The sequence below is a fragment of the Streptomyces sp. ICC1 genome (assembly GCF_003287935.1).
Classification (GTDB): domain Bacteria; phylum Actinomycetota; class Actinomycetes; order Streptomycetales; family Streptomycetaceae; genus Streptomyces; species Streptomyces tritrimontium.
Genome location: NZ_CP030287.1, coordinates 5,064,125 through 5,086,701, shown reverse-complemented (window position 1 = coordinate 5,086,701; position 22,577 = coordinate 5,064,125). Strand labels below are relative to the sequence as shown.

At 71.2% G+C, this 22,577-nt stretch carries 26 protein-coding genes; 13 read left to right on the top strand and 13 right to left on the bottom strand.

Annotated features, from left to right (window positions below; all coding sequences use genetic code 11):
* Positions 1–7: 7 nt before the first annotated feature.
* From DRB96_RS24090 to DRB96_RS24080, 3 genes are all read left to right on the top strand, one after another.
* A complete protein-coding gene (locus tag DRB96_RS24090; RefSeq protein ID WP_112453672.1) occupies positions 8–1,303 on the top strand; it encodes an ATP-binding protein in 1,296 nt (431 codons plus the stop codon).
* A complete protein-coding gene (locus tag DRB96_RS24085) occupies positions 1,300–2,031 on the top strand; it encodes a response regulator transcription factor (RefSeq protein ID WP_275432022.1) in 732 nt (243 codons plus the stop codon). The genes DRB96_RS24090 and DRB96_RS24085 overlap by 4 nt, the downstream gene beginning before the upstream one ends.
* 93 nt (positions 2,032–2,124) lie before the next feature.
* Positions 2,125–3,237: an alpha/beta hydrolase-fold protein gene (locus DRB96_RS24080; RefSeq protein WP_112450337.1), complete on the top strand. Its 1,113-nt coding sequence runs from the start codon at positions 2,125–2,127 to the stop codon at positions 3,235–3,237.
* 6 nt (positions 3,238–3,243) lie between these two features.
* On the opposite strand, the gene DRB96_RS24075 is transcribed toward DRB96_RS24080, so the two are convergent.
* From DRB96_RS24075 to DRB96_RS24045, 7 genes are all read right to left on the bottom strand, one after another.
* Positions 3,244–4,278, bottom strand: a complete 1,035-nt coding sequence (locus DRB96_RS24075; RefSeq protein ID WP_112450336.1) for a C40 family peptidase — start codon at positions 4,276–4,278, stop codon at positions 3,244–3,246.
* Positions 4,279–4,427: 149 nt separating this feature from the next.
* A complete protein-coding gene (locus DRB96_RS24070) occupies positions 4,428–4,781 on the bottom strand; it encodes a hypothetical protein (protein ID WP_112450335.1) in 354 nt (117 codons plus the stop codon).
* A 24-nt stretch (positions 4,782–4,805) separates the two neighbouring features.
* Positions 4,806–5,462: a class F sortase gene (locus DRB96_RS24065; protein ID WP_112450334.1), complete on the bottom strand. Its 657-nt coding sequence runs from the start codon at positions 5,460–5,462 to the stop codon at positions 4,806–4,808.
* Between the two features lie 125 nt (positions 5,463–5,587).
* Positions 5,588–5,836 (bottom strand): hypothetical protein, encoded by a 249-nt coding sequence (locus tag DRB96_RS45995; protein ID WP_112450333.1) that lies wholly within the window; start codon positions 5,834–5,836, stop codon positions 5,588–5,590.
* A gap of 298 nt (positions 5,837–6,134) precedes the next feature.
* A complete protein-coding gene (locus DRB96_RS24055; RefSeq protein ID WP_112450332.1) occupies positions 6,135–7,169 on the bottom strand; it encodes a C40 family peptidase in 1,035 nt (344 codons plus the stop codon).
* Between the two features lie 148 nt (positions 7,170–7,317).
* A complete protein-coding gene (locus DRB96_RS24050; RefSeq protein ID WP_112450331.1) occupies positions 7,318–8,043 on the bottom strand; it encodes a DUF6215 domain-containing protein in 726 nt (241 codons plus the stop codon).
* A 141-nt stretch (positions 8,044–8,184) separates the two neighbouring features.
* Positions 8,185–8,640, bottom strand: coding sequence for a MarR family winged helix-turn-helix transcriptional regulator (locus DRB96_RS24045; protein WP_112453669.1), 456 nt, complete (start codon positions 8,638–8,640; stop codon positions 8,185–8,187).
* 90 nt (positions 8,641–8,730) lie between these two features.
* On the opposite strand from DRB96_RS24045, the gene DRB96_RS24040 reads away from it, so the two are divergent.
* The 6 genes from DRB96_RS24040 to DRB96_RS24015 all read left to right on the top strand — a co-directional run bounded on the left by DRB96_RS24040 (position 8,731) and on the right by DRB96_RS24015 (position 12,727).
* Positions 8,731–9,075, top strand: a complete 345-nt coding sequence (locus DRB96_RS24040; RefSeq protein WP_112450330.1) for a DoxX family protein — start codon at positions 8,731–8,733, stop codon at positions 9,073–9,075.
* Between the two features lie 90 nt (positions 9,076–9,165).
* Complete coding sequence (locus DRB96_RS24035) at positions 9,166–9,678, top strand: polyketide cyclase (RefSeq protein ID WP_239516311.1); 513 nt, start codon at positions 9,166–9,168, stop codon at positions 9,676–9,678.
* On the top strand, positions 9,678–10,106 hold the full coding sequence (locus DRB96_RS24030) for a MarR family transcriptional regulator (protein WP_112450329.1): 429 nt from the start codon (positions 9,678–9,680) through the stop codon (positions 10,104–10,106). The genes DRB96_RS24035 and DRB96_RS24030 overlap by 1 nt, the downstream gene beginning before the upstream one ends.
* A 96-nt stretch (positions 10,107–10,202) precedes the next feature.
* A complete protein-coding gene (locus tag DRB96_RS24025; protein WP_112450328.1) occupies positions 10,203–11,264 on the top strand; it encodes an aldo/keto reductase in 1,062 nt (353 codons plus the stop codon).
* 21 nt (positions 11,265–11,285) lie between these two features.
* Positions 11,286–11,879 (top strand): TetR family transcriptional regulator, encoded by a 594-nt coding sequence (locus tag DRB96_RS24020; RefSeq protein ID WP_112450327.1) that lies wholly within the window; start codon positions 11,286–11,288, stop codon positions 11,877–11,879.
* Positions 11,880–12,001: 122 nt separating this feature from the next.
* Positions 12,002–12,727 (top strand): VC0807 family protein, encoded by a 726-nt coding sequence (locus tag DRB96_RS24015; RefSeq protein ID WP_112450326.1) that lies wholly within the window; start codon positions 12,002–12,004, stop codon positions 12,725–12,727.
* A gap of 62 nt (positions 12,728–12,789) precedes the next feature.
* On the opposite strand, the gene DRB96_RS24010 is transcribed toward DRB96_RS24015, so the two are convergent.
* Positions 12,790–14,172 (bottom strand): glycine--tRNA ligase, encoded by a 1,383-nt coding sequence (locus tag DRB96_RS24010; RefSeq protein WP_112450325.1) that lies wholly within the window; start codon positions 14,170–14,172, stop codon positions 12,790–12,792.
* Positions 14,173–14,329: 157 nt separating this feature from the next.
* On the opposite strand from DRB96_RS24010, the gene DRB96_RS24005 reads away from it, so the two are divergent.
* Genes DRB96_RS24005 through DRB96_RS23990 form a run of 4 tightly spaced genes read left to right on the top strand, consistent with a single transcriptional unit; the run spans position 14,330 to position 17,482 of the window.
* Positions 14,330–15,298, top strand: coding sequence for a metal ABC transporter substrate-binding protein (locus DRB96_RS24005; RefSeq protein WP_112450324.1), 969 nt, complete (start codon positions 14,330–14,332; stop codon positions 15,296–15,298).
* Between the two features lie 32 nt (positions 15,299–15,330).
* Positions 15,331–16,122 (top strand): metal ABC transporter ATP-binding protein, encoded by a 792-nt coding sequence (locus DRB96_RS24000; RefSeq protein WP_112450323.1) that lies wholly within the window; start codon positions 15,331–15,333, stop codon positions 16,120–16,122.
* Positions 16,122–16,988, top strand: a complete 867-nt coding sequence (locus tag DRB96_RS23995; protein WP_112450322.1) for a metal ABC transporter permease — start codon at positions 16,122–16,124, stop codon at positions 16,986–16,988. Before DRB96_RS24000 ends, DRB96_RS23995 begins: the two co-directional genes overlap by 1 nt.
* Positions 16,989–17,047: 59 nt before the next feature.
* Entirely contained in the window at positions 17,048–17,482 is a 435-nt protein-coding gene (locus DRB96_RS23990) for a transcriptional repressor (RefSeq protein ID WP_112450321.1), read from the top strand.
* Between the two features lie 28 nt (positions 17,483–17,510).
* On the opposite strand, the gene DRB96_RS23985 is transcribed toward DRB96_RS23990, so the two are convergent.
* From DRB96_RS23985 to DRB96_RS23965, 5 genes are all read right to left on the bottom strand, one after another.
* Complete coding sequence (locus DRB96_RS23985; RefSeq protein WP_112450320.1) at positions 17,511–18,077, bottom strand: YcxB family protein; 567 nt, start codon at positions 18,075–18,077, stop codon at positions 17,511–17,513.
* A gap of 22 nt (positions 18,078–18,099) precedes the next feature.
* Positions 18,100–18,918 (bottom strand): isoprenyl transferase, encoded by an 819-nt coding sequence (locus DRB96_RS23980; RefSeq protein WP_112450319.1) that lies wholly within the window; start codon positions 18,916–18,918, stop codon positions 18,100–18,102.
* Between the two features lie 11 nt (positions 18,919–18,929).
* Positions 18,930–19,676: a DNA repair protein RecO gene (recO, locus tag DRB96_RS23975; protein WP_112450318.1), complete on the bottom strand. Its 747-nt coding sequence runs from the start codon at positions 19,674–19,676 to the stop codon at positions 18,930–18,932.
* Positions 19,677–19,770: 94 nt separating this feature from the next.
* Entirely contained in the window at positions 19,771–21,282 is a 1,512-nt protein-coding gene (locus DRB96_RS23970) for a nucleobase:cation symporter-2 family protein (RefSeq protein ID WP_204357805.1), read from the bottom strand.
* Between the two features lie 586 nt (positions 21,283–21,868).
* Positions 21,869–22,564: a TerB family tellurite resistance protein gene (locus tag DRB96_RS23965; RefSeq protein WP_112450316.1), complete on the bottom strand. Its 696-nt coding sequence runs from the start codon at positions 22,562–22,564 to the stop codon at positions 21,869–21,871.
* Positions 22,565–22,577 lie beyond the last annotated feature (13 nt).

The window sequence follows — 22,577 nt, the reverse complement described above, 5'->3', positions numbered from 1 at the left end:
CGATGACATGCCCGTAGCAACCGCCCCCCGTCCGCCGTACGCACCGGAATCCGACGAGACGCCGCAGCGCAAGCTCTACCGCAGCGCCGACGGCCGGATGCTCGGCGGTGTCGCGCGCGGCCTCGCCGGACACCTCGGGGTGCCCGTCGTCTGGGTCCGGCTCGTCTTCCTCGGCCTGTTCATGTGGGGCGACGGCCTCGGCATACTGCTCTACGCCGCGTTCTGGGTCTTCGTACCGCTCGGTGTCGGCGGCCGCAGCGGCCACCGCTCCTACTTCGACACCCTCCCCGACGGCACGCGCCGGCTGCGCAAGCCCGAGCGGGGCCAGATCACCGCGCTGATCGCCCTGTGCGTCGGCGCCGGCATCTTCATCTCCAAGGTCCAGGTGGGCGGCACCTCCGGGCGCTACGTGTGGCCGACGCTGCTCGTCGGGGCCGGTGTGGTCCTCGTCTGGCGCCAGGCCGACAACGCGCGGCGCGCCCACTGGAACGCCGCCGCCGGCCGGCACGCGCGGCTGCTGCAGATCGCCCGCGCCCTCGCGGGCGTCGCCCTGGTCGGGGTCGGCCTGACCGTCTTCCTCGTCGTCCGCGGCTCCGCCGCCCAGCTGGGCAACGTGCTGACCGCCACCCTCGCCGTCCTCGTCGGCGTCGCCCTCCTCGCCGGACCCTGGCTGATCCGGATGACCCAGGACCTCTCCGAGGAGCGCCTGATGCGCATCCGCGCCCAGGAGCGCGCCGAGGTGGCCGCCCACGTCCACGACTCCGTGCTGCACACCCTCACCCTGATCCAGCGCAACGCCGCGGATGCAGGAGAGGTGCGCCGCCTCGCGCGGGCCCAGGAGCGGGAGCTGCGCAACTGGCTGTACAAGCCCGAGGGCACCGGCAAGGACGAGGCCGAGGAGCCGAGCACGCTGGCCGAGGCGGTGAAGCGGACCGCCGCCGAGGTCGAGGACCACCACGGGGTCCAGATCGAGGTGGTCGTCGTCGGCGACTGCCCCCTCGACGAGAAGCTGAGCGCACAGATGCAGGCAGCGCGCGAGGCGATGGTCAACGCCGCCAAGTACGGTGGCGACGGCGGCCCCGTCCAGGTCTATGCGGAGGTGGAGGGCCAGACGGTGTTCGTGTCCGTGCGGGACCGCGGACCGGGCTTCGACATGGACGCGGTGCCGGACGACCGGATGGGCGTACGAGAATCGATCATCGGCCGGATGCAGCGCAACGGCGGGACCGCGCGGCTGCGGTCCGCGCCCGACGGCGGCACGGAAGTCGAGCTGGAGATGGAGAGGGCGGCGAAGGCAGCATGACCGAGGACAACGCGAGCACCGGCGGCAACGCGGGCACCGGCGGCAACGCGGGCACCGGCCCGGTGACCAGGAGGGTCCGGGTGGTGCTCGTCGACGACCACCGGATGTTCCGCACGGGAGTCCAGGCCGAGATCGGCGAGACCGACCGGACGGGCGTCGAGGTCGTCGGCGAAGCCGCCGACGTGGACCAGGCCGTCACCGTCATCACCGCCACCCGGCCCGAGGTGGTGCTCCTCGACGTGCACCTGCCCGGCGGCGGCGGTGTCGAGGTGCTGCGCCGCTGCGCCCCGCTGATGGGGGCCGTCGAGGACCCGGTGCGCTTCCTGGCCCTGTCGGTGTCGGACGCCGCCGAGGACGTCATCGGGGTCATCCGCGGTGGCGCCCGCGGCTACGTCACCAAGACGATCACCGGCACCGACCTGGTCGACTCGGTCTTCCGGGTCCAGGACGGGGACGCGGTGTTCTCGCCGCGGCTGGCGGGCTTCGTGCTCGACGCCTTCGCCTCCACGGACGCCCCGCCGGTCGACGAGGACCTGGACCGCCTCACCCAGCGCGAGCGCGAGGTGCTGCGGCTCATCGCGCGCGGGTACGCGTACAAGGAGATCGCCAAGCAGCTCTTCATCTCGGTGAAGACCGTGGAGTCGCACGTCTCGGCCGTCCTGAGGAAGCTGCAGCTCTCGAACCGACACGAGCTCACCCGCTGGGCGACGGCCCGCCGGCTGGTCTGATCGGGAAGTGGATCACGGGCCGGAAGGCCTGTGATCCACACCGCAGCCCGTCCCGGGAACCCCGGGACGCCGCGGACCCCTCTACCGTCCGTGATGAGTTTGACGGGGACCCCCCTCTTCGCGACGGCGATCGCCCTGACGGCGTGCGCCGTCCTCCTGCCGCTGGCCGTGTGGAGCAAGGTGCGCGGCCCCGCCGCCGTACGCGTCGCCACCCGTACCGCGATGATGCTCTTCGCCCAGGTCATGGCCGTCGCGCTGGTGTTCATCGCGATCAACCGGGACATGAACTTCTACGCCACCTGGGGCGATCTGCTCGGCACCGGCAAGTACGTCACCGCCGCCCCCGACCTCGGCCCCGACGGGCTCGGCGGGAAGAAGGCCGCGGAGGTCAAGGCCGAGCCGAAGGTGCTCCAGGAGTTCCAGCCGGTCGACGGGCTCGGCGGCCGGGTCAAGAAGACCGAGCTCGACGGCAAGATCTCCGGCGTCAAGGGCGACGTCCTGGTCTGGCTGCCGCCGCAGTACGACGACCCGGCCTTCAAGGACAAGAAGTTCCCCGTCGTCGAGCTGATACCGGGCATACCCGGGACGGGCAAGTCCTGGTTCCAGGGGCTGAAGGCCCACGAGATCCTGGAGCCGCTCATGAAGAGCGGCAAGGTGCAGCCGTTCATCCTGGTCTCGCCGCGCGCCATGCTGCTCGGCAACGCCGACACCGGCTGCGCCAACATCCCCGGCAAGGTCAACGCCGACAGCTGGTTCAGCGTCGACGTCCGCAAGATGGTCGCCGACAACTTCCGGGTGTCGCAGGACGCCAGTTCCTGGGGCGTGGCCGGGTACTCGGCCGGCGCGTACTGCGCCGCCAAGCTGGCGATCAACCACCCCGACCGCTACAGCGCGGCCGTCTCCCTGTCCGGATACAACGACCCGGGCCAGGAGCCCTCGTCGCTGGTCGCCCAGGACCCGGAGCTGCGCCGCACCCACAATCTGAAGTACCTGCTCAAGGCCGCGCCCACGCCCCCGGCGGTCTCGCTGTGGATGTCGGGGGCCGAGCAGGACGGCTACCTGTCCGGCACGGACCTCAAGGCGCTCGCGCAGAGCCCGACGGTGGTGCACGCGGAGAAGGTGACCGGGGGCCACAACCTCGACACGTGGTCGAAGCAGCTGCCGCAGACCTTCGAGTGGCTGACCAAGACGGTCAAGGCCCCGTAGCCGCGGCTACGCCGGCCGCGAGGCGCCGGCCCAGGGCATCGAGTCCACCGGGGCGAGGCGGACCGTGGAACCGGGGCGCGGGGCGTGGATCATCTGGCCGTTGCCGATGTACAGGCCCACGTGGGTGACCCCGGAGTAGAAGAACACCAGGTCGCCGGGGGCCAGCTGATCGCGGGAGATCCGCTGTCCGGCATTGATCTGGGTGTACGTGGTGCGCGGCAGCGACACCCCGGCCGCGCGCCAGGCCGCCTGGGTCAGCCCCGAGCAGTCGAAGGATCCCGGCCCCGTCGCGCCCCACACGTACGGCTTGCCGATCGCCCCGTACGCGAACGCCACCGCACGGGCGGCGCGGGAGCCGTCGGAGGGCGGAGCCGGCGTCCGCGCGACGGCCGGGCCGGCCTCGTAGGCCGCGCGCTCCTCGGCGGTGAGCTTGGCCAGCAGCCGCTGGGCGGCGGTCAGTTTCTCCTCGATCTCGGCCTTGTGGCCGGCGAGTTCGCCCTGCCGGGCGCGCAGGTCGGCGAGGCGGCCGGAGGCCTGCTCCTCGAGCTTCCCGACCTCGTCGAGCCTGCGGCGCATCGTCGCGAGCTCGGCGGCGTTGCGGTTCCCGGCGCGGGTGATGAGGGCGGCCCGGTCCAGGTACTCCTGCGGATCGTCGGACATCGCCAGCTGTACGGCGGCGCCCAGGGTCCCGCTGCGGTACTGGGTCGCGGCCATCGAACCGAGCGTGCTGCGCGCGCTGTTGAGCTGGTCCGTCTTGCGGGCGGTCTCGCCCTGCAGCCCGGTGAGGGAGAGCTGCGCCTCGTCCGCCTTCTCCTTCGCCCCGTTGTACCGCTCGGTCGCGGCCTCGGCCTCCTCGTACAGCCGGTCCACATCGGCCTTGACCTGCGAGGGCGTCGGCTGGGGGTCGGCGTGGGAGGTGCCTTCGAGCGCGGTGGCGGTGGCAGCGCCCGCGAGGGCGAGGGTGGCGGCCGTGGTGCGTACGGTGCTCCGTGCGGCGGTGCCGGCGAGCGGGCGCTGCCTGGGCTTTCGATGACTGGCCACGAGGGCCTCACGTCCTTCCTCTGTCGGTGCTTGGAGGAGGACGCTAGACCCGAAGGTAACGGGCAGATGACGGGATGACCGCAAGTGGCCGGACGCGACCGGAGATGGCCGCCCGTTGGCCGCCGATGGTCGTCAGGTGTCGGCGCGTGTCAGCGCCAGAGGACCGCGATGAAGATGTTGACCACGGTGAGCCCGCCGACCGCGCCGAACAGCGCCTTCTCCACCCGCTCCTCGTCGCGCTTGACGTACACGAGGGCCAGGATCACGAAGAGGATCGCGAGCTTCACGCCGACCTTGACGTTGTTGACGGTACCGCCGTCCATCTCGCGGAAGCCGACCAGCAGTACGCCGGTGACGAGCATCGTCAGCGCGCCGTGCAGCATCGCGGGCACGAAGCGGGCGGTGCCCGCGCCCATCGCCTTCATCTGGGTCAGGAAGCCGCCGAGGAGCGAGGCGATCCCGATGATGTGCAGGCAGAGGAAGACGTTGATCAGTACGGTCATGGCGACGAGCCTAGGGGGCGGCCGTCAGCGGATTTCGGTCAGGCGGGCGAAGACGACGACGTTCCCGTCGTACCCCGTCTTCTTCGAGAAGCCGCCGCCGCAGGTGATCACGCGCAGCTCCGGCGCGCCCTTGGGGCCGTAGACGCGCTCGGCGGGGAAGCCGTCCTTCCCGACGACCTCGATGCCGTACACCGTGAACACGGCGGTGCGGCCGTCCTGCCGGTCCACCTCGACGCGCTGGCCCCGTTCGACCGAGCCGAGGCGGTAGAAGACGGCCGGGCCCTGCTCGTTGTCCACGTGGCCGTCGATCACGGTCGTGCCCCGTGCGCCCGGGGCGGGGGAGCCGTCGTACCAGCCGGCCAGGTTCGCGTCCTGCGGCGGCGGGGCGTCCACCCAGCCCTCGGCGTCGAGGCCGACGCGGGTGACGGGGGCGTCGACCCGTACGGAGGGCACCCGGATCCGGGTCGGCGGAGAGGGCTTCAGGGGCTCCGGGGCCGGCGGCAGGCGGCGGGCGGCCGCGTCGTGGACCGGGTCGCTGACCAGGGCGGATGCGCGGGCCGGCTGGGGCGGGCCGCCGCTCGCGTCGAGGCCGTTGGTCAGGAGGAACGTGCCGCTGAGGGCGACCAGGGCGACGACGCCCCAGCCGCCGCGGGGCTTCGTACGCTCCTGGTGGCGGTGCATGACGTGCTCTCCTCGGATGCTCGGATGCTCGGATGGGATCGGACCTGGACCGGGCTCGGCCGACCGCCAAGGGCGGGTCGGACGGGCCCGGCGGGTCAGGGGGCTGGGGGGATGGGGGGCGACGGTCAGGCGTTGCCGCCGGCCCGGCGGCGCATCAGGAACACGCCGCCGCCGAGCGCACCGGCCAGGAGCGCCGAACCGGTGGCGTTCAGGGTGACGGTGCCCCTGGGGGCGGCGGTGGCGGGGGAGACGGTGAAACCGAACGACGTGACGTTGGGCGTGGTCCCGCCGTCGTTGGCCGAGGCCATCGGCGCGGCGAGCGCGAAGGCGGCGGTGGACAGCAGGGCTACGGACGCGACACGTATCGCACGCATGGTGAATCCTCCGGGTCCCCGAGGCGCAGCCGCGAACTGTTTGTCCGCAAAAGGCAGTACATGCTCCTCGATGTGCTCGACGCTAGGTCCGGTTGGCGCAACCGGCGACTCGGGCCGCACGAACGGACCAACGGAGAGAGTGAGTTGACGGGCGCGCTCCCAACTCCCCTGATACGGAGGGTGAGCGCCACGCCGGACGGTCCGGCCCCGTGCTGGCACTGAGTGACGGACACGCCGGGGAACCCCGGCGGACGGGCCGGGGAACGCCCGCGCGGGCGCACACGGGACGTCCGGCGGCTCACCCGGGCCGGACGCTCCCGTAAACGGGCTGGTAGTGGATCGGGTCCTCGCGGACGTACGCCCCCGGCCGCGGGGCGTGGATCATGCGTCCGCCGCCCACGTAGATCCCGACATGGCTGATGTCGCCGTAGTAGAACACCAGGTCACCCGGGCGCAGCTGCTTCGTCGCGATCCGCGGCGCCGCCTCCACCTGGTCCCAGGTGGTGCGCGGCAGCGTGACGCCCGCCGCGCGCCACGCGGCCTGGGTCAGGCCGGAGCAGTCGTAGGAGTGCGGGCCGGTCGCGCCCCAGACGTACGGCTTCCCGAGCTGGGCCCGCGCGAAGGCCACGGCCCGGGCGCCGGCCGCCGAAGCCGGGGCGTCGGCGGGGAGCGGGCCCGAGCCGACCGGGTCCCGGGCGGCCTGGACCCGTTCCCGCTCCGGCCGGGTGAGCTGCGCCAGCAGCGCGTTCGCCGCGGTGAGCCGGCCCTGCACCTCCTGTTTGCGCCCGCGCAGCTCCTCCTGCGCCCGCTCCAGCTCCGCGATCACCGTGTCCGCCGCCCGGCGCTTGCTCGCGGTCTCGGCCCTGGCCCGGGTGTACTCGGTGAGCAGCGCGTCCTCGCGGCCGCCGAGCCGGTTCAGCAGGTGGTTCTGCGCGAAGAAGGCCTGCGGATCGTCGCTGAGCAGCAGGGTCGCGGTCCCGCCGAGGGGGCCGGCGGTCCGGTAGCGGTCGGCGGCGTGGCTGCCGAGCAGCCGTCGCGTCTCGTTCAGCTTCTGGGTGGTGCGGGCCACCTGGTCCATGAGCGCCGAGAGCAGGGCCCGCTGCTTCTCCGTCCGCTCGGCCGCCGCGTCGTAGGCCTGCACGGCCGTGCCCGCCTGCCGGTGCAGCTCGTCCACGCGGGTCCGTACCTCCTCCACCGAGGGGCGCGGGGCGGGCACCGCCGCGGCCGGGTGGGGGATGAGCAGGCCTAACGAGGACAGGGCCGCGGTCGTGACGACCGCCGTGGGGGGCTTCGCACTGTTGTGCCATACTCCGGCGTCAACCGGGACCTCCACAGAGTGGGTCGTCGGCAGCGTCAGATGGGTCTACGAGACGGCCGTACGCCCGGCCGACGGGCGGGGGCCGCCGGTCAGCGGTCAGCGGTCAGCGGTCAGGCCAGGGGCCGGCGGTCAGGGGCCGGCGGTCAGGCCAGGGGCCCGGCGGTCAGGGCCCCGGCGGGGTCACCCCGGACCATCCCGGCACGGTCGGCAGCACCTTCTCCGCGACCCGGAGCAGCGCCAGGTCGTCCGGAAGCATGCCGTCCCTGCGCCACACGGTCACCTCGTACAGGCCGCCGCTGTCCTTCTCGTCCCGGGACACGACGAGGACGCGCGCCGGGACACCCGGACCGCTGTGGGAGTCGCTCCCGTCGAGGCGGAAGCTGAGGCTGATGGTGCGGTCCGAGTAGAGGAATCCCGGGCGGCCCAGCACCGTCCGCGGCGGCGCGCCGTCCCCCAGCAGGGCGGATGCCGTGGCGATCGTGAGGGGTTTGCGGTCGGCCCTGAGCGTGACCGTGTAGGTCTCGAACTCGACCCTGGCCGACGGCGTCACGGCCTTCTCCTCGCCGTTCACCTCGACGGAGCCGCCACTGCCGCTCGCGCTCTTGGCGCTCTCCCCCGGCGTGCCCAGCAGCTCGGCGAGGTCCGGACGGTGCAGCGCCTCGCAGAGCTGCGTGCCGGAGGCGTGCCAGGGCGCGGTCCCGGTCTCCGCCGGCGTCTTCTCGGGCTTCCCGCTCCTGCAGGTCGCCGGCCGCGGGGTGGCGGTCGAGGACGACTGCGACTGCGCGAGCACCCAGAAGCCGACACCGAGTGCCCCCACCAGCGCCAGGGCCGTCGCGGCCTGGCCCCACGCGCCCGCGCCCTTGTTGGGCGCGTCGAAATCTTCGGCCATGTCCCCCACCTGCTGCGATCCCCCGATACGTGCCCGGGACCTTAACCCGGTGATCATCAGGCGGACAAGGGAAATCGAACGGCCGCCGGTCGGCGCGCCCGCTGCTCCGCGGCTCCTCCGCGACTGCGGACTGCTCCGCGGCTACTCCGTGCAGTCGAAGTCGTCGGCGTGCGAATCGATCCGCGCCAGCAGTCCGCGCAGCACGTCCTGGTCCTGCTCCGACAGCCCCGCGAACAGTCCGAGCTCGACCGCGTCGAGAGCCTCGTTGGTCTTGGCCAGGACCTCCGTCCCGGCACCCGTGATGGCGACGTTGTGACGCCGCCGGTCGGCCGGGTCCCGGCGGCGTTCCGCGAAGCCCCAGCCCTCGAGGTCGTTGAGGATGCCGACGAGCACGCTCGGGTCCACTTCCAGCCGCTCGGCGAGGGCGCGCTGGCCGATGGGGCCGCCGGCCAGGTGCATCAGGGTCATCGCGTGGCGCGGGGTGAGCCCGGCTGCGCCGAGCGCCTTCTTCATGCGGGTCTGGGTGACCGAGCCGTGCCAGGCCAGCAGCAGGCCCAGCCGCTGCGGAGGTTGCGGGGAGTCCTGAGGCGCCGTCATCTCCACATCGTAACAACCAAGAAATGATTGCACTCGGTTAATCGTTGATGGTATTCAATAGTTCTTAACTGCCGATCATTGGAGTCCGCCATGTTCACCGCCTACGCCGTCGTCGCCACCCTGCTCGCCCTCGCGCTCACCGCGTCCGCCACCTTCACCCTCCTCCGCAACCCCGCGGTCATATCGAACATGCACCGCCTCGGAGTCCCCGACTCGTGGCTGCCGCGCCTGGCCGCGCTCAAGGCGGCGGGCGCGATCGGCCTGGTGGCGGGCCTGTGGGTCGCGCCGCTGGGCATCGCCGCCGCCACCGGCGTGACCCTCTACTTCATCGGCGCGGTCATCACCCACCTGCGTGCGAAGGACTACGAGCTCGCCCCGGCGGCCGTCCTGACCCTGGTCGCACTGGCCGCCCTGGTCCTGCGCGCGACCTCGTGACGACGCCTCCCCCGACCGGTGGCCGAGCCTCCTGGACAGTTGGTCTCCGCGAAGATAATCTGCGCGCAGAGCATCTATCAGGAGGCAGTCATGTGGGAGTACGAGCACGGCGTTGAGACCACCGCCGCACCCGAGGCGGTCTGGGCCCTGTGGGCCGACGTCGAGGGGTGGGGCACCTGGAACGCCGACATCGAGAAGATCGAGCTCCGGGGTGCCTTCGCGGCGGGCGCGGAGATCACCATGACCCCGGCCGGCCAGGACCCGGTGGAACTCCTCGTCGCCGAGGCCGTCGAGGGCGAGATGTTCGTCGACGAGGCGCGCTTCGACGGACTGGTCCTGCGGACCACCCACCGGATCGACCGGCTCGCCCCGGACCGCAGCCGGGTCGTGTACCGGATGGAGATCACCGGCGAGGGCGCCGGCGAGGCCGGCCCGCACATCGGCCCGGCCATCACCGCCGACTGGCCCGAGACCATGGCCGCGCTGGTCCGGACGGCACTGGCCCGGACGGCGCCGGCCCCAGACCCGACGATGCCGGACCGGACGGTGCCGGTCCCGACGGTGCCAGACCCGACGGCACCGGACCGGACGGCACGGGGCTGATGGCCCTGACCCCGGGCGAGAGCCCCGGATTCCTCCTCTGGCACGCCACTCTGAGCTGGCAGCGCGGCATCGCCGCCGCGCTGGGCCCCCTGGGCCTGACCCACGTGCAGTTCGTCCTGCTCGCCTGCGCCTGGTGGCTCAACGGCCAGGGCGAGCACCCCAACCAGCAGGCACTGGCGCGCCAGGCCGGCACCGACGTGAAGATGACCTCCCAGGTCGTGCGGACCCTCGAACAGAAGGGGCTCCTCGCCCGCGAGGTGGACCCGGCGGACACGCGCGCCAAGCGGCTGCGCGTCACCGCGGCCGGCGCCGAGCTGGCGCCGCGGGCGATCGCCGCCGTGGAAGCGGTCGACACGGAGTTCTTCCGGCCGGTCGCGCGCGAGGACGCGATCGCCCTGCTGAGCCGCCTGGTCCACCCGGAATCCTGACCGACCCCGCTCCCCCGGGACGCCGCCGTCGCGGCTCCCCCGCACGAACGGGTGACAGATATTGAAATCTGTCACCCGTCATGCCATTCTCGTTCCATGACGACGAACGAGAGCACCCGAGCGACCAGCCCCGCCCGATCGACCCAATCGACCCACCCGACCCGCACCCTCGGCACCACCGGCCCCTCGGTCTTCCCGCTGGGCCTGGGATGCATGGGGATGTCCGCGCTCTACGGCGAGACCGACCGGGCCGAGTCCCTCGCCACCATCCACGCGGCCCTCGACGCGGGCGTGACCCTGCTCGACACCGGCGACTTCTACGGCATGGGGCACAACGAGCTCCTCATCGGCGAAGCCCTGCGCACCGCGCCCGCCGCGGCCCGCGAGCAGGCGCTGACCAGCGTGAAGTTCGGCGCCCTGCGCACGGTCGAGGGCGGCTTCACCGGATACGACGGGCGGCCGGAGGCCGTCAAGAACTTCCTGGCCTATTCGCTCCAGCGCCTCGGCCGGGACCACATCGACATCTACCGCATCGCCCGCGTCGACCCGGACGTCCCGATCGAGGAGACCGTCGGCGCCATCGCCGAGGCCGTGCAGGCCGGGCACGTCCGGCACATAGGACTCTCCGAGGTCGGCGCGGACACCCTGCGCAGGGCCGCCGCCGTGGCCCCGATCGCCGACCTCCAGATCGAGTACTCCCTGATCTCACGCGGCATCGAGCAGGAGATCCTGCCGGCCGCCCGTGAGCTCGGCATCGGCATCACGGCGTACGGGGTGCTGTCCCGCGGCCTGATCAGCGGGCATTTCACCCGCGAGCGGACCTTGGCCCCGGGCGACTTCCGCGGGATGAGCCCGCGCTTCCAGGGCGACAACCTCGGCCGGAACCTCGACCTGGTCGACGCCCTGCGCAAGGTCGCCGACGACAAGGGCGTCAGCGTCGCCCAGACCGCCATCGCCTGGGTGCTCTCGCGCGGCGAGGACATCGTGCCGCTGGTGGGCGCCCGCCGCCGCGACCGGCTCACGGAGGCACTGGGTGCCATACAGGTGGTGCTGAGCCCCGCCGACCTCGCCGCCATCGAGGAGGCGGTTCCGGCGGGAGCGGCTGCCGGCGAGCGGTATCCGGCGGCCCAGATGGCCCACCTGGACAGTGAGCACTGATCCGGCTGTACGGTCGTACTCATGCCTCCCGCTGCCGCCGCGCCCCTCACTCCCGAGCGCATCCTCGAAACCACCGAGGAGGTGCTGCGCCGCTTCGGCCCGACCAAGGCGACCGTGGTGGACGTGGCGCGCGCCCTGGGCGTCAGCCACGGCAGCGTGTACCGGCACTTCCCGTCGAAGGCGGCGCTGCGCGAGGCCGTCACGGACCGCTGGCTCGCCAAGAACGTGGTCATGCTGGAGGAGATCGTCTCGGCGCCCGCCGAGCCGGCGCCCTCGAAGCTGGAATCGTGGCTGGAGGCGCTGTTCGAGGCCAAGCGCCACAAGGCCGGCAACGATCCCGAGCTGTTCGCGACGTACATGGTGCTGCTCACCGAGAACAGCGGCGTCGTCGACCAGCACCTGAGCCAGCTCGTCGAGCAGTTGTCGAGGATCATCGGCGAGGGGGTCGAGGCCGGATCGCTCAGCGCGCCCGACGTACCGGCCGCCGCCCGGGCGGTGTTCGATGCCACCGGCCGCTTCCATGATCCGCAGTATGCGGCGGACTGGCTGTCCCCGAACATCACCGCCGAGTTCGAGGCGGTCTCCGCGCTGGTCGTCCGGGGTCTGCGCGCCTGACGCCCGGAACCGGCCGGCCCGGACAGCTTGATCATCATTTTGGGCGCGGGACCCTTGCCGCTCCCCTGCCGTGTTCTTACGTTCCCCTTACCGCACAGATCAGGTCCGTTCCAGGGGGAACTTTGTCAGCTCAGGAAGCAACGGCACCGCAGTCCGATCCGCCGGCCCGATCGGGAACCGCGGCCGCGATCGGCTGGATCCTGACCATCGGCTTCAACGTGGTCGCGCCGATCCTCACGTACAACATGCTCACCGACCGCGGCTGGAGCGAGTTCGCCGCGCTGCTGGTCAGCGGCGTCTGGCCGGTGGTCGACTCCGCCGTCCACCTCGCCTGGCGGCGCAAGATCGACGAGTTCGCCGTGGTCACCCTCGTGTTCCTGGTGATCACCGCCCTCGTCACGCTGATCGGCGCGCACTCGGCGCGCGCGCTGCTCATCAAGGACTCGGGCGTGACCGGCCTGTTCGGGCTGCTCTGCCTCGCGACCCTGCTGGCCCCGCGGCCGCTGATGTTCTACTTCGGCCGCAAGTTCGGCACGGACGGCACCCCGGCGGGAGTGGCGTACTTCAACGGGCTCTGGCAGTACCCCGACTTCCGCTTCGTGATGCGGCGGATGACCACCGTCTGGGGCGTCGCGTACCTGGCCGAGGCCCTGGTGCGGGTCGCGCTGGTGTACCTGCTGGACACCGACACGATGGTGGTCGTCAGCCCGATCCTGATCTACTCCGTCCTCGGCTCGCTGATCCTGTGGACCGTCCGCTACTCGAAGCGGTCGCAGGCCGAGGGCGAGGCGCGGGCCGCGGCCGCCCTGGCGGCGCAGACCGCCGGAAGCGGCGCCGCGCCCGCGTGACCGGACGGGCGGACGGCAGTGGCCCGGTGCGCGATGCGCACCGGGCCACTGCGGTCACAGCACTAGCAGCCGAGCAGGCGGCTGCCGAGGTAGGTCTGGATCTGGTCCAGGGAGACGCGCTCCTGCTTCATGGTGTCGCGCTCGCGCACGGTCACCGCGTTGTCGTCGAGGGTGTCGAAGTCGACGGTGACGCAGAACGGCGTGCCGATCTCGTCCTGGCGGCGGTAGCGGCGGCCGATGGCGCCCGCGTCGTCGAACTCGATGTTCCAGAACTTGCGCAGGTCGGCGGCGAGGCCCTTGGCCTTCGGCGACAGCTGCGCGTTGCGGGACAGCGGCAGGACGGCGACCTTGACCGGGGCCAGGCGCGGGTCGAGGCGCATCACGGTGCGCTTCTCCATGACGCCCTTGGCGTTCGGGGCCTCGTCCTCGTTGTACGCGTCGAGCATGAAGGCGAGCATGGCGCGGTTGACACCGGCCGCCGGCTCGATGACGTACGGGGTGTACTTCTCCTTCGACTCCTGGTCGAAGTACACGAGCTCCGAGCCGGAGGCGGCGGAGTGGGCCTTGAGGTCGAAGTCGGTGCGGTTGGCGACGCCTTCGAGCTCGGAGAACTCATTGCCACCGAAGTTGAAGCGGTACTCGATGTCGGCGGTGCGCTTCGAGTAGTGGGACAGCTTGTCCTTCGGGTGGTCGTACCAGCGGATGTTCTCCTCGCGGATGCCGAGGTCGCGGTACCAGTTCCACCGCTCCTGCATCCAGTACTCCTGCCACTGCTCGTCCTCGCCCGGCTTGACGAAGAACTCCATCTCCATCTGCTCGAACTCGCGGGTGCGGAAGATGAAGTTGCCGGGGGTGATCTCGTTGCGGAAGGACTTGCCCATCTGCGCGATGCCGAAGGGGGGCTTCTTGCGCGAGGCGGTCATCACGTGCGCGAAGTTGGTGAAGATGCCCTGGGCGGTCTCGGGGCGCAGGTACGCCTTGGAGCCGGTGTCCTGGGTCGGGCCGAGGTGGGTCTCCAGCATGCCGGAGAACTGCTTGGGCTCGGTGAACTGGCCCTTCACGCCGCAGTTGGGGCAGTTGATGTCCGCGAGGCCGTTGGCAGGCGTGCGGCCGTGCTTGGCCTCGTACGCCTCTTCCAGGTGGTCGGCGCGGTGGCGCTTGTGACAGGAGGTGCACTCGGTCAGCGGGTCCGAGAAGGTGCCGACGTGGCCGGAGGCCACCCAGACCTCCGGGGCCAGGATCACGGAGGAGTCGAGGCCGACGATGTCCTCACGCCCGGTGACCATGGCCTTCCACCACTGGCGCTTGATGTTCTCCTTGAGCTCGACACCGAGCGGACCGTAATCCCAGGCGGCCTTGGAGCCGCCGTAGATGTCACTGCACGGGAAAACGAAGCCACGGCGCTTGCTCAGGCTGACGATGGTTTCGATCTTGTCGGCGGCCACGGTGCTCTCTTCATTTACGAGGACGAACGGCGAAGCCTCAAGGTTACCGGCGCCCGCACCCTCCCTTTCAAATCGGGCCCCCCGTCCTCCGGGGCTCCACACCCCGCCCCACCAGGGTTTTTGACAATCGTTTCCATCTTTGATGAAAATGGATGTCATGAACGTACGACGACGCCTCATACCCACCGCCGCCCTCGCCGGAGCCGTTGCCCTCGCCGCCACGGCCCTCACCGCCTGCTCGGGCACCGCCGGAGCCGCCGGCGGCAAGGACGGCACACTCGACGTGATGGCGTCGTTCTATCCGATGCAGTTCCTCGTCGAGCAGATCGGCAAGGACCACGTGAAGGTCGACACCCTCACCAAGCCGGGCGTCGAGCCGCACGACCTGGAGATCACCCCGAAGCAGACCGCGCAGCTCGGCGAGGCCGATGTCGTCCTCTACCTCAAGACGCTGCAGCCCGCCGTCGACAAGGCCGTCGCCCAGTCCGGCGTGAAGAACGTCGTCGACGCCGCCACCCTCACCAAGCTGGAGGTGCACGGCACCTCGGGCCACGACGACCACGCCGCCGAAGGCGAAGGCCACGACCACAGCCACGGCGAATCCGGCGAGGACCCGCACCTCTGGCTCGACCCGGTCAAGTACGCCGAGATCGCCAAGGGCGTCGGCGCCGCCCTGGAGAAGGCCGACCCCGGCCACGCGGCGGACTACAAGAAGAACACCGACGACCTGGTCGCCAAACTGGGCGCGCTCGACACCGAGTTCAAGGACGGCCTGAAGAACACGGCCTCCAAGACCTTCATCACCACCCACTCCGCCTTCGGCTACCTCGCCGAGCGCTACGGCCTCGACCAGGAGGGCATCTCCGGCGTCGACCCCGAGTCCGAGCCGAGCCCGGCCCGGATGAAGGAGCTGCAGGCCGTCGCGAAGAAGGACAATGTCACCACCGTGTTCTTCGAGACGCTGGCCAGCGACAAGACGGCCAAGACCCTCGCGACCGACACCGGCCTGAAGACCGACGTCCTGGACCCCCTCGAGGGAATTACGGACAAGTCCCAGGGTGCTGACTACTTCGAGGTCATGCGGGCCAACCTGAAGAACCTCCAGAAGGCGCTCGGCAACAAGTAATGGCAGCAGTAGCAGCAACGGAGGCGCGAGCCATGGAGTCCAAGCCCACGCAGGCGCCGGACCAGCCCGTCATATCCCTGCGCGGGGCCACGGCCTCGCTCGGTTCGCGCCCCGTGCTGCGCGGCGTCGACCTCACCGTCCGCCGCGGCGAGGTCGTCGCCCTCCTCGGCGCCAACGGCTCCGGCAAGTCCACGGCCGTGCGTGCCGTGGTCGGCCAGGTCCCGCTGAGCGAGGGCGCCCTGTCCCTCTTCGGCACCGACTTCAAGCGCTTCCGCGACTGGTCGCGCATCGGGTACGTCCCGCAGCGCACCACCGCCGCCAGCGGGGTCCCCGCCACCGTCCGCGAGGTCGTCTCCGCCGGGCGCCTCGCGCGCTCCCGCTTCGGGTTCCTGCGCAAGGCCGACAAGGCCGCCGTCGAGCGCGCGCTGGACCTGGTCGACATGGCCTCCCACGCCGACGCCTCCGTCAACGCGCTCTCCGGCGGGCAGCACCAGCGGGTCCTCATCGCCCGCGCGCTCGCCGGCGAGCCGGAGCTGCTGATCATGGACGAGCCGATGGCGGGCGTGGACCTGGCCAACCAGGAGGTCCTCGCGAACGCCCTGCGCACCCAGGTCGCCGCCGGCACCACCGTGCTCCTCGTCCTGCACGAGCTGGGCCCGCTGGAGCCGCTCATCGACCGCGCCGTCGTCCTGCGCGACGGCTGCGTCACGCACGACGGCCCGCCCCCGGAGGCCCTGGGCCAGCACGCGCTGCCGGGCCACGACCACGTACACCCCCACTCCGCGCACGACGCCGAGCCCCTCCGGACGGGACTGCTGAGCTGATGGACCTCCTCGACTACGCCTTCATGCAGCGGGCCCTCATCGCCGCCGCCCTCGTCGGCATCACGGCCCCCGCGATCGGCACGTACCTCGTGCAGCGCCGCCAGGCCGTCATGGGCGACGGCATCGGCCACGTGGCCATGACCGGTGTCGCGCTCGGTTTCCTGCTCAACACCAGCCCGGTGTGGATGGCCACCCTGGTCGCGGTCATCGGCGCGGTCGGCATGGAGCTGATCCGCTCCCGCGGCAAGACCAGCGGGGACATCGCGCTGGCCATGCTCTTCTACGGCGGCCTGGCCGGCGGCGTCATGATCATCAACCTGGCTCCGGGCGGCTCCACGGCCAACCTCACCAGCTACCTCTTCGGCTCCATCACCACCGTCTCGGCCGAGGACATCACCGCGGTCGTGATCCTCGCCCTGTTCGTCATCGCCGTCACCCTGGGACTGCGCCGCCAGCTGTTCGCGGTCTGCCAGGACGAGGAGTTCGCGCGGGTCACCGGCCTGCCGGTGCGCTTCCTGAACCTGCTGATGGCCGTCACCGCCGCCGTCACCGTGACCGTCGCGATGCGCATCGTCGGCCTGCTGCTGGTCAGCGCCATGATGGTGATCCCCGTGGCCGCCGCGCAGCGCGTCACCCGTGGGTTCACGGCCACGCTGACGGTGGCCATGGTGATCGGCGTACTGGTCTCGCTCTCGGGCACGGCGGCCACGTACTACATCGACGCCCCGTCCGGCGGCACGATCGTGCTGCTCGCCATCGCCGTGTTCATGGTGATGACGGCCGTTTCGACCCCCCTGGCCCGGCGGCGGGCGAGGGCCGCCCGCGCCTCCGAGGAAGTCTGCACGCGGGAAGGCGTGGAAGTGTGACGGTCTGAGCCGCGCGGCCGCCTGGCACAATGGGCCGAGGCCGAAACGAGGAGGAACCGGTGGCGACTGCGCCTGGCGAGATGAATACCGCGCCAGTACGAGGACGATCCACCCGGCAGCGGGCCGCCGTCGCGGCGGCGCTGGACGAGGTGGACGAGTTCCGCAGTGCCCAGGAACTCCACGACATGCTCAAGCACCGCGGCGATTCCGTGGGCCTGACCACCGTCTACCGCACCCTGCAGTCCCTCGCGGACGCGGGCGAGGTCGACGTCCTGCGGACCAGCGACGGCGAGTCCGTCTACCGGCGCTGCTCCACCGGGGACCACCACCACCACCTGGTCTGCCGCAAGTGTGGCAAGGCCGTCGAGGTGGAGGGTCCGGCGGTCGAGAAGTGGGCGGAGGCCATCGCGGCCGAGCACGGCTTCGTGAACGTCGCCCACACGGTGGAGATCTTCGGCACCTGCGCGGACTGCGCGGCGGCCCCCCAGCCGTAGCGGGGACCGGCCGGCGCCGGCCGCAGGCCTAGATCCGCTCCAGCTTCCCGTCCAGGAGCGCCCGCAGCACGTCCTGCTGCCCGGCGTCCGCGAGGCCCCGCTTGGGGAGCAGCGCCCCGCCGGTGATCTGCCTGTCGCCGGTGAAGACCATGAAGGTCGCGGGGGTCTCCGCGTAGGTCGACAGCGCGCTCCAGAGCAGGTGGGTGGAGCCCTGCGCTGAGTCGATGGTGATGCCCTCGCCGTCGACGACCGCCCTGCACTCCCCCGCCGCCGCCAGCAGTCCGCGGGTCGACCGGGCCATGAACCGGTGGCCGAACAGCGCGAAGGCCCAGCCGAGCAGGCCCACCACGGTCAGCGCCACGGGGGACCCGGCCGACTCGCCGTCCTGCGCGATGAGGACTGCGGCGTACCCGGGCCCCACCAGGCCGATGAGGAAGAACGGCAGGCGCTGGCGGCGGCCCGCCTTCGACCGGCCGCGTGCCCGCAGGCCCTCCGCCATGTCGGCGACGGTCGGCGTGTAGCGGAGCTCGACCGCCTGCCCCGCCGATGCCGACTCGTGTATCCGGTACAGCTGATCCCCGCTCATGTCGTCCATGAGCGGGGATCCTAGTGGCCGCTCAGGCGGAGCCCTCACCCTGGTTGGGGACGGCGCCGCCGAAGCGGCGGTCGCGCTGGGCGTACTCGTAGCAGGCCGCCCAGAGGTTGCGGCGGTCGAAGTCCGGCCACAGGACGTCCTGGAAGACCATCTCGGCGTACGCGCTCTGCCACAGCAGGTAGTTCGAGGTGCGCTGCTCGCCGCTCGGCCGCAGGAAGAGGTCCACGTCCGGCATGTCCGGGTAGTACATGTACTTCGCGAAGGTCTTCTCGTTGACCTTCGACGGGTCGAGCCGGCCGGCCGCCACATCGCGCGCGATCGCCTGCGCGGCGTCCGCGATCTCGGCGCGGCCGCCGTAGTTGACGCAGAAGTAGAGGGTCATCGCGTCGTTGTCGACGGTCTGCTCCTGCGCGACCTGGAGCTCCTGGACGACCGACTTCCACATCTTCGGCATGCGGCCGACCCAGCGGATGCGGATGCCCAGCTCGTTCATCTCGTCGCGCCGGCGCCGGATGACATCGCGGTTGAAGTTCATGAGGAAGCGCACCTCGTCGGGCGAGCGCTTCCAGTTCTCCGTCGAGAAGGCGTAGAGGGAGAGGTTCTTGACGCCCATCTCCAGGCAGCCCTTGAGCACGTCGAGCACGACGCCCTCGCCCACCTTGTGGCCCTCGGTGCGCGGCAGCCCGCGCTCCTTGGCCCAGCGGCCGTTGCCGTCCATGACGACCGCGACGTGGTTCGGCACGAGCTCGCCGGGGATCTTCGGCGGGCGCTCACCGGACGGGTGCGGCTCGGGAACCTTGTACTCGCGGCGAGAGCGTCCCAGAATCCCGCGTCGTGCCATGTGCCCAGCTCCTATTTCTCGACGTATCGAAGGGAGCGTAGCCCGCGCTCCAGATGCCAGTGCAAGTAGGCGGAGACCAGCCCGCTGCCCTCCCGCACGTGACGCGCCTCGCACGCGTCGGCATGTCCCCAGTCGCCCGTCAGCAGGGCGCTGAGCAGGGCGATGGCCTCCGACGAGGGTACGACGCTGCCGGGGACGCGGCAGTCGCCGCATATGACCCCGCCGGCGGCGACGGAGAAGTGCCGGTTGGGTCCGTGGATCCCGCACTTCGCGCAGTCGTCGAAGCTCGGTGCGTAGCCGTTGACGGCGAGGGAGCGCAGCAGGAAGGCGTCGAGGATGAGGTTCGGCGCGTGTTCGCCGCGCGAGAGGGTGCGCAGCGCGCCGACGAGCAGCAGGTACTGCTGCACGGCCGGCTCGCCCTCGTGGTCGGTGAACCGCTCGGCCGTCTCCAGCATCGCGGTGCCGGCGGTGTAGCGGCCGTAGTCGGTGACGATGCCGTTGCCGTACGGGGCGATGATCTGGGTCTGCGTGCAGAGCGGCAGGCTGCGGCCGATCAGTTCGTTGCTGCGGGCGAAGAACTGCACGTCGGCGTGGGAGAAGGGTTCCAGCCCGGCGCCGAACTTGGACTTCGTCCGCCGGACCCCGCGGGCGACGGCCCGGACCCGGCCGTGGCCCCGGGTCAGCAGCGTGATGATGCGGTCCGCCTCACCCAGCTTCTGGGTGCGCAGCACGATGCCGTCGTCGCGGAACAGACTCATGAGCCCATTGTCCCGTACCCCACTGACAGGACGGCCCGGAACGGCAGCGTCCCTCGCCGGGCGCGAGCCCGGCGGGGGACACCCCTTGGGAGGATCAGGCGGTCGGCGTCGGGGCGTGCTCGCCCTCGGTCGACTGGGCCGGTACGGCTGCCGGGGCACCGTCGTCCGACGCCGGGGCGTCGGCCTTCGGGGCGTCGATCTGCGGGGCGTCGGTCTGCGGGGCGTCGATCTGCGGGGCGCTGTGCGCGTCGTCCTTGCCGAGACCGTTGAAGATCAGGTTCAGGACGATCGCGGCCGTGGCACCGAGCGTCACACCGGAGTTGAGGAGCGAGGAGAGGTCCGCGTCCATGTGGTCCTTGAAGAGCACCGGGACGGTGGCGGGGAGCAGCGCGAAGGCCAGAGAGACACCCACGACCAGCGCGTTCTTCTCCTCCTTGAGGTCGACCTTGGCGAGGGTCTGGATGCCCGCCAGGGCCACCATCGCGAACATCACCGTCGCCGCGCCGCCGAGCACACCGTGCGGAACCGCGGCGACGATCGCGGCGGCCTTCGGGATCAGACCCAGCACGATCATGAAGACACCGGCGGCGACCACGACGAAGCGGCTCTTGACCTTGGTCATGCGGACCAGGCCGACGTTCTCGGCGAAGGCCACGTACGGGAAGGAGTTGAGGACGCCGCCCAGGGCGGTCGCGGCGCCGTCGGCGCGCAGGGCGCGGGCCACGGTCTCGCTGTCGATCTCCTTGCCGACGATGTCGCCGACGGCGTAGGTGTCACCGGTGGTCTCGACCATGGTGATCAGCATGACGATGAGCATCAGGACGATCGGGAACCACTCGAACTTCGGGGCTCCGTAGTAGAACGGGGTGGTGATGCCGATCCAGTCCGAGTTGCTCACGTTGCCGAACTTGGCGTCGCCGAGCAGGAAGGCGACGGCGGTGCCGCCGACCAGGCCGAGCAGGATGGAGATGCTGTTGAGGAAGGGCCTGCCGAGCTTCATCAGGACGAGGATGAAGAGCATCGTGCCGCCGGCGTAGGCGAAGTGCTTCGGGTCGCCGAAGTCGGGGCTGCCGAGGCCGCCCGCGGCGTCGTTCAGGCCGACCGGGATCAGCACGATGCCGAGGACCGTGATCACCGTGCCGGTGACGACCGGCGGGAAGAGCCGCATGATGGTGCGGAAGGCCTTGGGGGGCAGCCAGGCGAAGGCGAAGGTGGCGATGCCGGCCGTGATGACCGCGCCGTAGATGACGAGCAGACCGGCCGTCCCGCCGCCCGCCCCGAGACCGATGGCGATCATCGGGGACACCGCGGTGAAGGTGACGCCCTGGATCAGGGGCAGCCTCGCGCCGATCCTGCCGATGCCCCACGCCTGGATGATCGAGGCGATACCGCAGGTGAAGAGGTCGGCGTTGATCAGGTAGACCAGCTGCTCGGTGGAGAGCCCGAGGGCACCGCCGACGATGATCGGAACGATCACCGCACCGGCGTAGAACGCGAGTACGTGCTGGAAGCCGTACAGCGCGAGCTTGGGGAGGGGGAGCACCTCGTCGACCGGGTGCGTGCTCTGCTCTCCGTTGGCGGAAAGCGGTGCGGCGACACGTGCCATCTCTGCCTTGCCCTTCAATGAGGTAGGTAACTGAGAGGAAGCTGGTTGTCCCCGGCCGGAGTGGGTCGTTAACCCGTTGATCCGTCAGGGCTGTCAGTACGTCCACGTGCATCGAAGCCCCGCGGTGTTACCGCCGGCGTCTCGTCGTGTGACCGGAATTGAACGCCTGTGGGGCCGCTCACAGATATCGTCGACTTCCACAAAGTGTTGACGAACTGGGATGCTCGATCTGGAGGTTTCTCCAGTGGCGGACGCTCGCGCGGTCGGCTACGGCCAACGGTTCACAAAATGGCTGGTTCTCGCTGCGCGAACGCGAAGGTCCCCTGGGATGACGTGCGGGTTAATGGTTCGCCCTCGTTCGGCAGCGCAAAGAAGAAGGCACCCCTCCGGCCGTCCACATGGTGGAAACACCCCGCACGGATGGAACCGCTCCGCGGTTCAACCGGCGCGCGAAAGGCGCGAAATCGGGGGCGCGAGGCCGGATCGTTACCTCGAAATGTTCCGTTTTCGCCCGTCCCGGAGCCCGCGACGGCATGCGAAAGGGCGGCGGCGGCCGAACCGGCCGCCACCGCCCTGGACCTCTGTCCTACGGCGCCCGGACCGCCGACAGCAGCCGCGCCACCTCGTCCGCGTCGATGCGCAGCGCCGCGCCCACCGTCGCGAGGACCTCGCGCTCCGCCGGGATGTACGGGCCGTCCGCCAGCGCGACGCGCGCGCCCTGCAGCAGGATCGATTCGCGCCCGGGGGCGGCCAGGTGCGGAGCCAGCGGTTCCAGCACCTCGTGCAGCTCTATCGAGAGGGCGGCGCCGCAGCAGTCGGGGCCGTCGTAGAGCCCGAGCCGCCCCTCGTCGGTGGCCAGCCCCTCCACGAGCGACTCCAGCTGCTCCTCCGTGCAGTCCTGGAACCCCGCCGCCCGTACGGCGCCCACGGCGGCCTCCAGGGCGCTGCGCGAGGCCGTCCCGCCGGCGGCCAGCACGGCCAGCGTCACCGTGTGCACGGCGTCGCGCAGCAGCGCGGAGAAGCGGGTGGTGGTGAGGTGGTCCAGGACCTCGGTGGCGAAGCGCTCGCGGCAGCCCTGGCACTCGACGACGGGGCCCACCTGCCCGCGCGGCAGCACCGGGACCCCGAGGACCGTGAACCGGCGTCGGCCGGTGCGCCTGCGGTAGTTGCGGTCCCCACCGCAGTCGGGGCAGAAGAACTCCCCGTCCCCCACGGTGCTCCAGGTGGTGCGGATGCCCCAGACCGTCAGCTTCCGGCCGTCCCCACCCCGAACTGGCAGCACGTCGCACCTCCGT

What these genes read in the sequence shown, in the direction of transcription:
- DRB96_RS23985 (WP_112450320.1), bottom strand. Translation starts at nt 18,077, where the DNA reads ATGGACGACATGAGCGGGGATCAGCTGTACCGGATACACGAGTCGGCA.
- DRB96_RS23980 (WP_112450319.1), bottom strand. Translation starts at nt 18,918, where the DNA reads ATGGCACGACGCGGGATTCTGGGACGCTCTCGCCGCGAGTACAAGGTT.
- DRB96_RS24080 (WP_112450337.1), top strand. Translation starts at nt 2,125, where the DNA reads ATGAGTTTGACGGGGACCCCCCTCTTCGCGACGGCGATCGCCCTGACG.
- DRB96_RS24045 (WP_112453669.1), bottom strand. Translation starts at nt 8,640, where the DNA reads ATGACGGCGCCTCAGGACTCCCCGCAACCTCCGCAGCGGCTGGGCCTG.
- DRB96_RS24005 (WP_112450324.1), top strand. Translation starts at nt 14,330, where the DNA reads ATGAACGTACGACGACGCCTCATACCCACCGCCGCCCTCGCCGGAGCC.
- DRB96_RS24085 (WP_275432022.1), top strand. Translation starts at nt 1,300, where the DNA reads ATGACCGAGGACAACGCGAGCACCGGCGGCAACGCGGGCACCGGCGGC.
- DRB96_RS24040 (WP_112450330.1), top strand. Translation starts at nt 8,731, where the DNA reads ATGTTCACCGCCTACGCCGTCGTCGCCACCCTGCTCGCCCTCGCGCTC.
- DRB96_RS24065 (WP_112450334.1), bottom strand. Translation starts at nt 5,462, where the DNA reads ATGCACCGCCACCAGGAGCGTACGAAGCCCCGCGGCGGCTGGGGCGTC.
- recO (WP_112450318.1), bottom strand. Translation starts at nt 19,676, where the DNA reads ATGAGTCTGTTCCGCGACGACGGCATCGTGCTGCGCACCCAGAAGCTG.
- DRB96_RS24000 (WP_112450323.1), top strand. Translation starts at nt 15,331, where the DNA reads ATGGAGTCCAAGCCCACGCAGGCGCCGGACCAGCCCGTCATATCCCTG.
- DRB96_RS24050 (WP_112450331.1), bottom strand. Translation starts at nt 8,043, where the DNA reads ATGGCCGAAGATTTCGACGCGCCCAACAAGGGCGCGGGCGCGTGGGGC.
- DRB96_RS23970 (WP_204357805.1), bottom strand. Translation starts at nt 21,282, where the DNA reads ATGGCACGTGTCGCCGCACCGCTTTCCGCCAACGGAGAGCAGAGCACG.
- DRB96_RS24020 (WP_112450327.1), top strand. Translation starts at nt 11,286, where the DNA reads ATGCCTCCCGCTGCCGCCGCGCCCCTCACTCCCGAGCGCATCCTCGAA.
- DRB96_RS24030 (WP_112450329.1), top strand. Translation starts at nt 9,678, where the DNA reads ATGGCCCTGACCCCGGGCGAGAGCCCCGGATTCCTCCTCTGGCACGCC.
- DRB96_RS23995 (WP_112450322.1), top strand. Translation starts at nt 16,122, where the DNA reads ATGGACCTCCTCGACTACGCCTTCATGCAGCGGGCCCTCATCGCCGCC.
- DRB96_RS45995 (WP_112450333.1), bottom strand. Translation starts at nt 5,836, where the DNA reads ATGCGTGCGATACGTGTCGCGTCCGTAGCCCTGCTGTCCACCGCCGCC.
- DRB96_RS24035 (WP_239516311.1), top strand. Translation starts at nt 9,166, where the DNA reads ATGTGGGAGTACGAGCACGGCGTTGAGACCACCGCCGCACCCGAGGCG.
- DRB96_RS24025 (WP_112450328.1), top strand. Translation starts at nt 10,203, where the DNA reads ATGACGACGAACGAGAGCACCCGAGCGACCAGCCCCGCCCGATCGACC.
- DRB96_RS24090 (WP_112453672.1), top strand. Translation starts at nt 8, where the DNA reads ATGCCCGTAGCAACCGCCCCCCGTCCGCCGTACGCACCGGAATCCGAC.
- DRB96_RS24070 (WP_112450335.1), bottom strand. Translation starts at nt 4,781, where the DNA reads ATGACCGTACTGATCAACGTCTTCCTCTGCCTGCACATCATCGGGATC.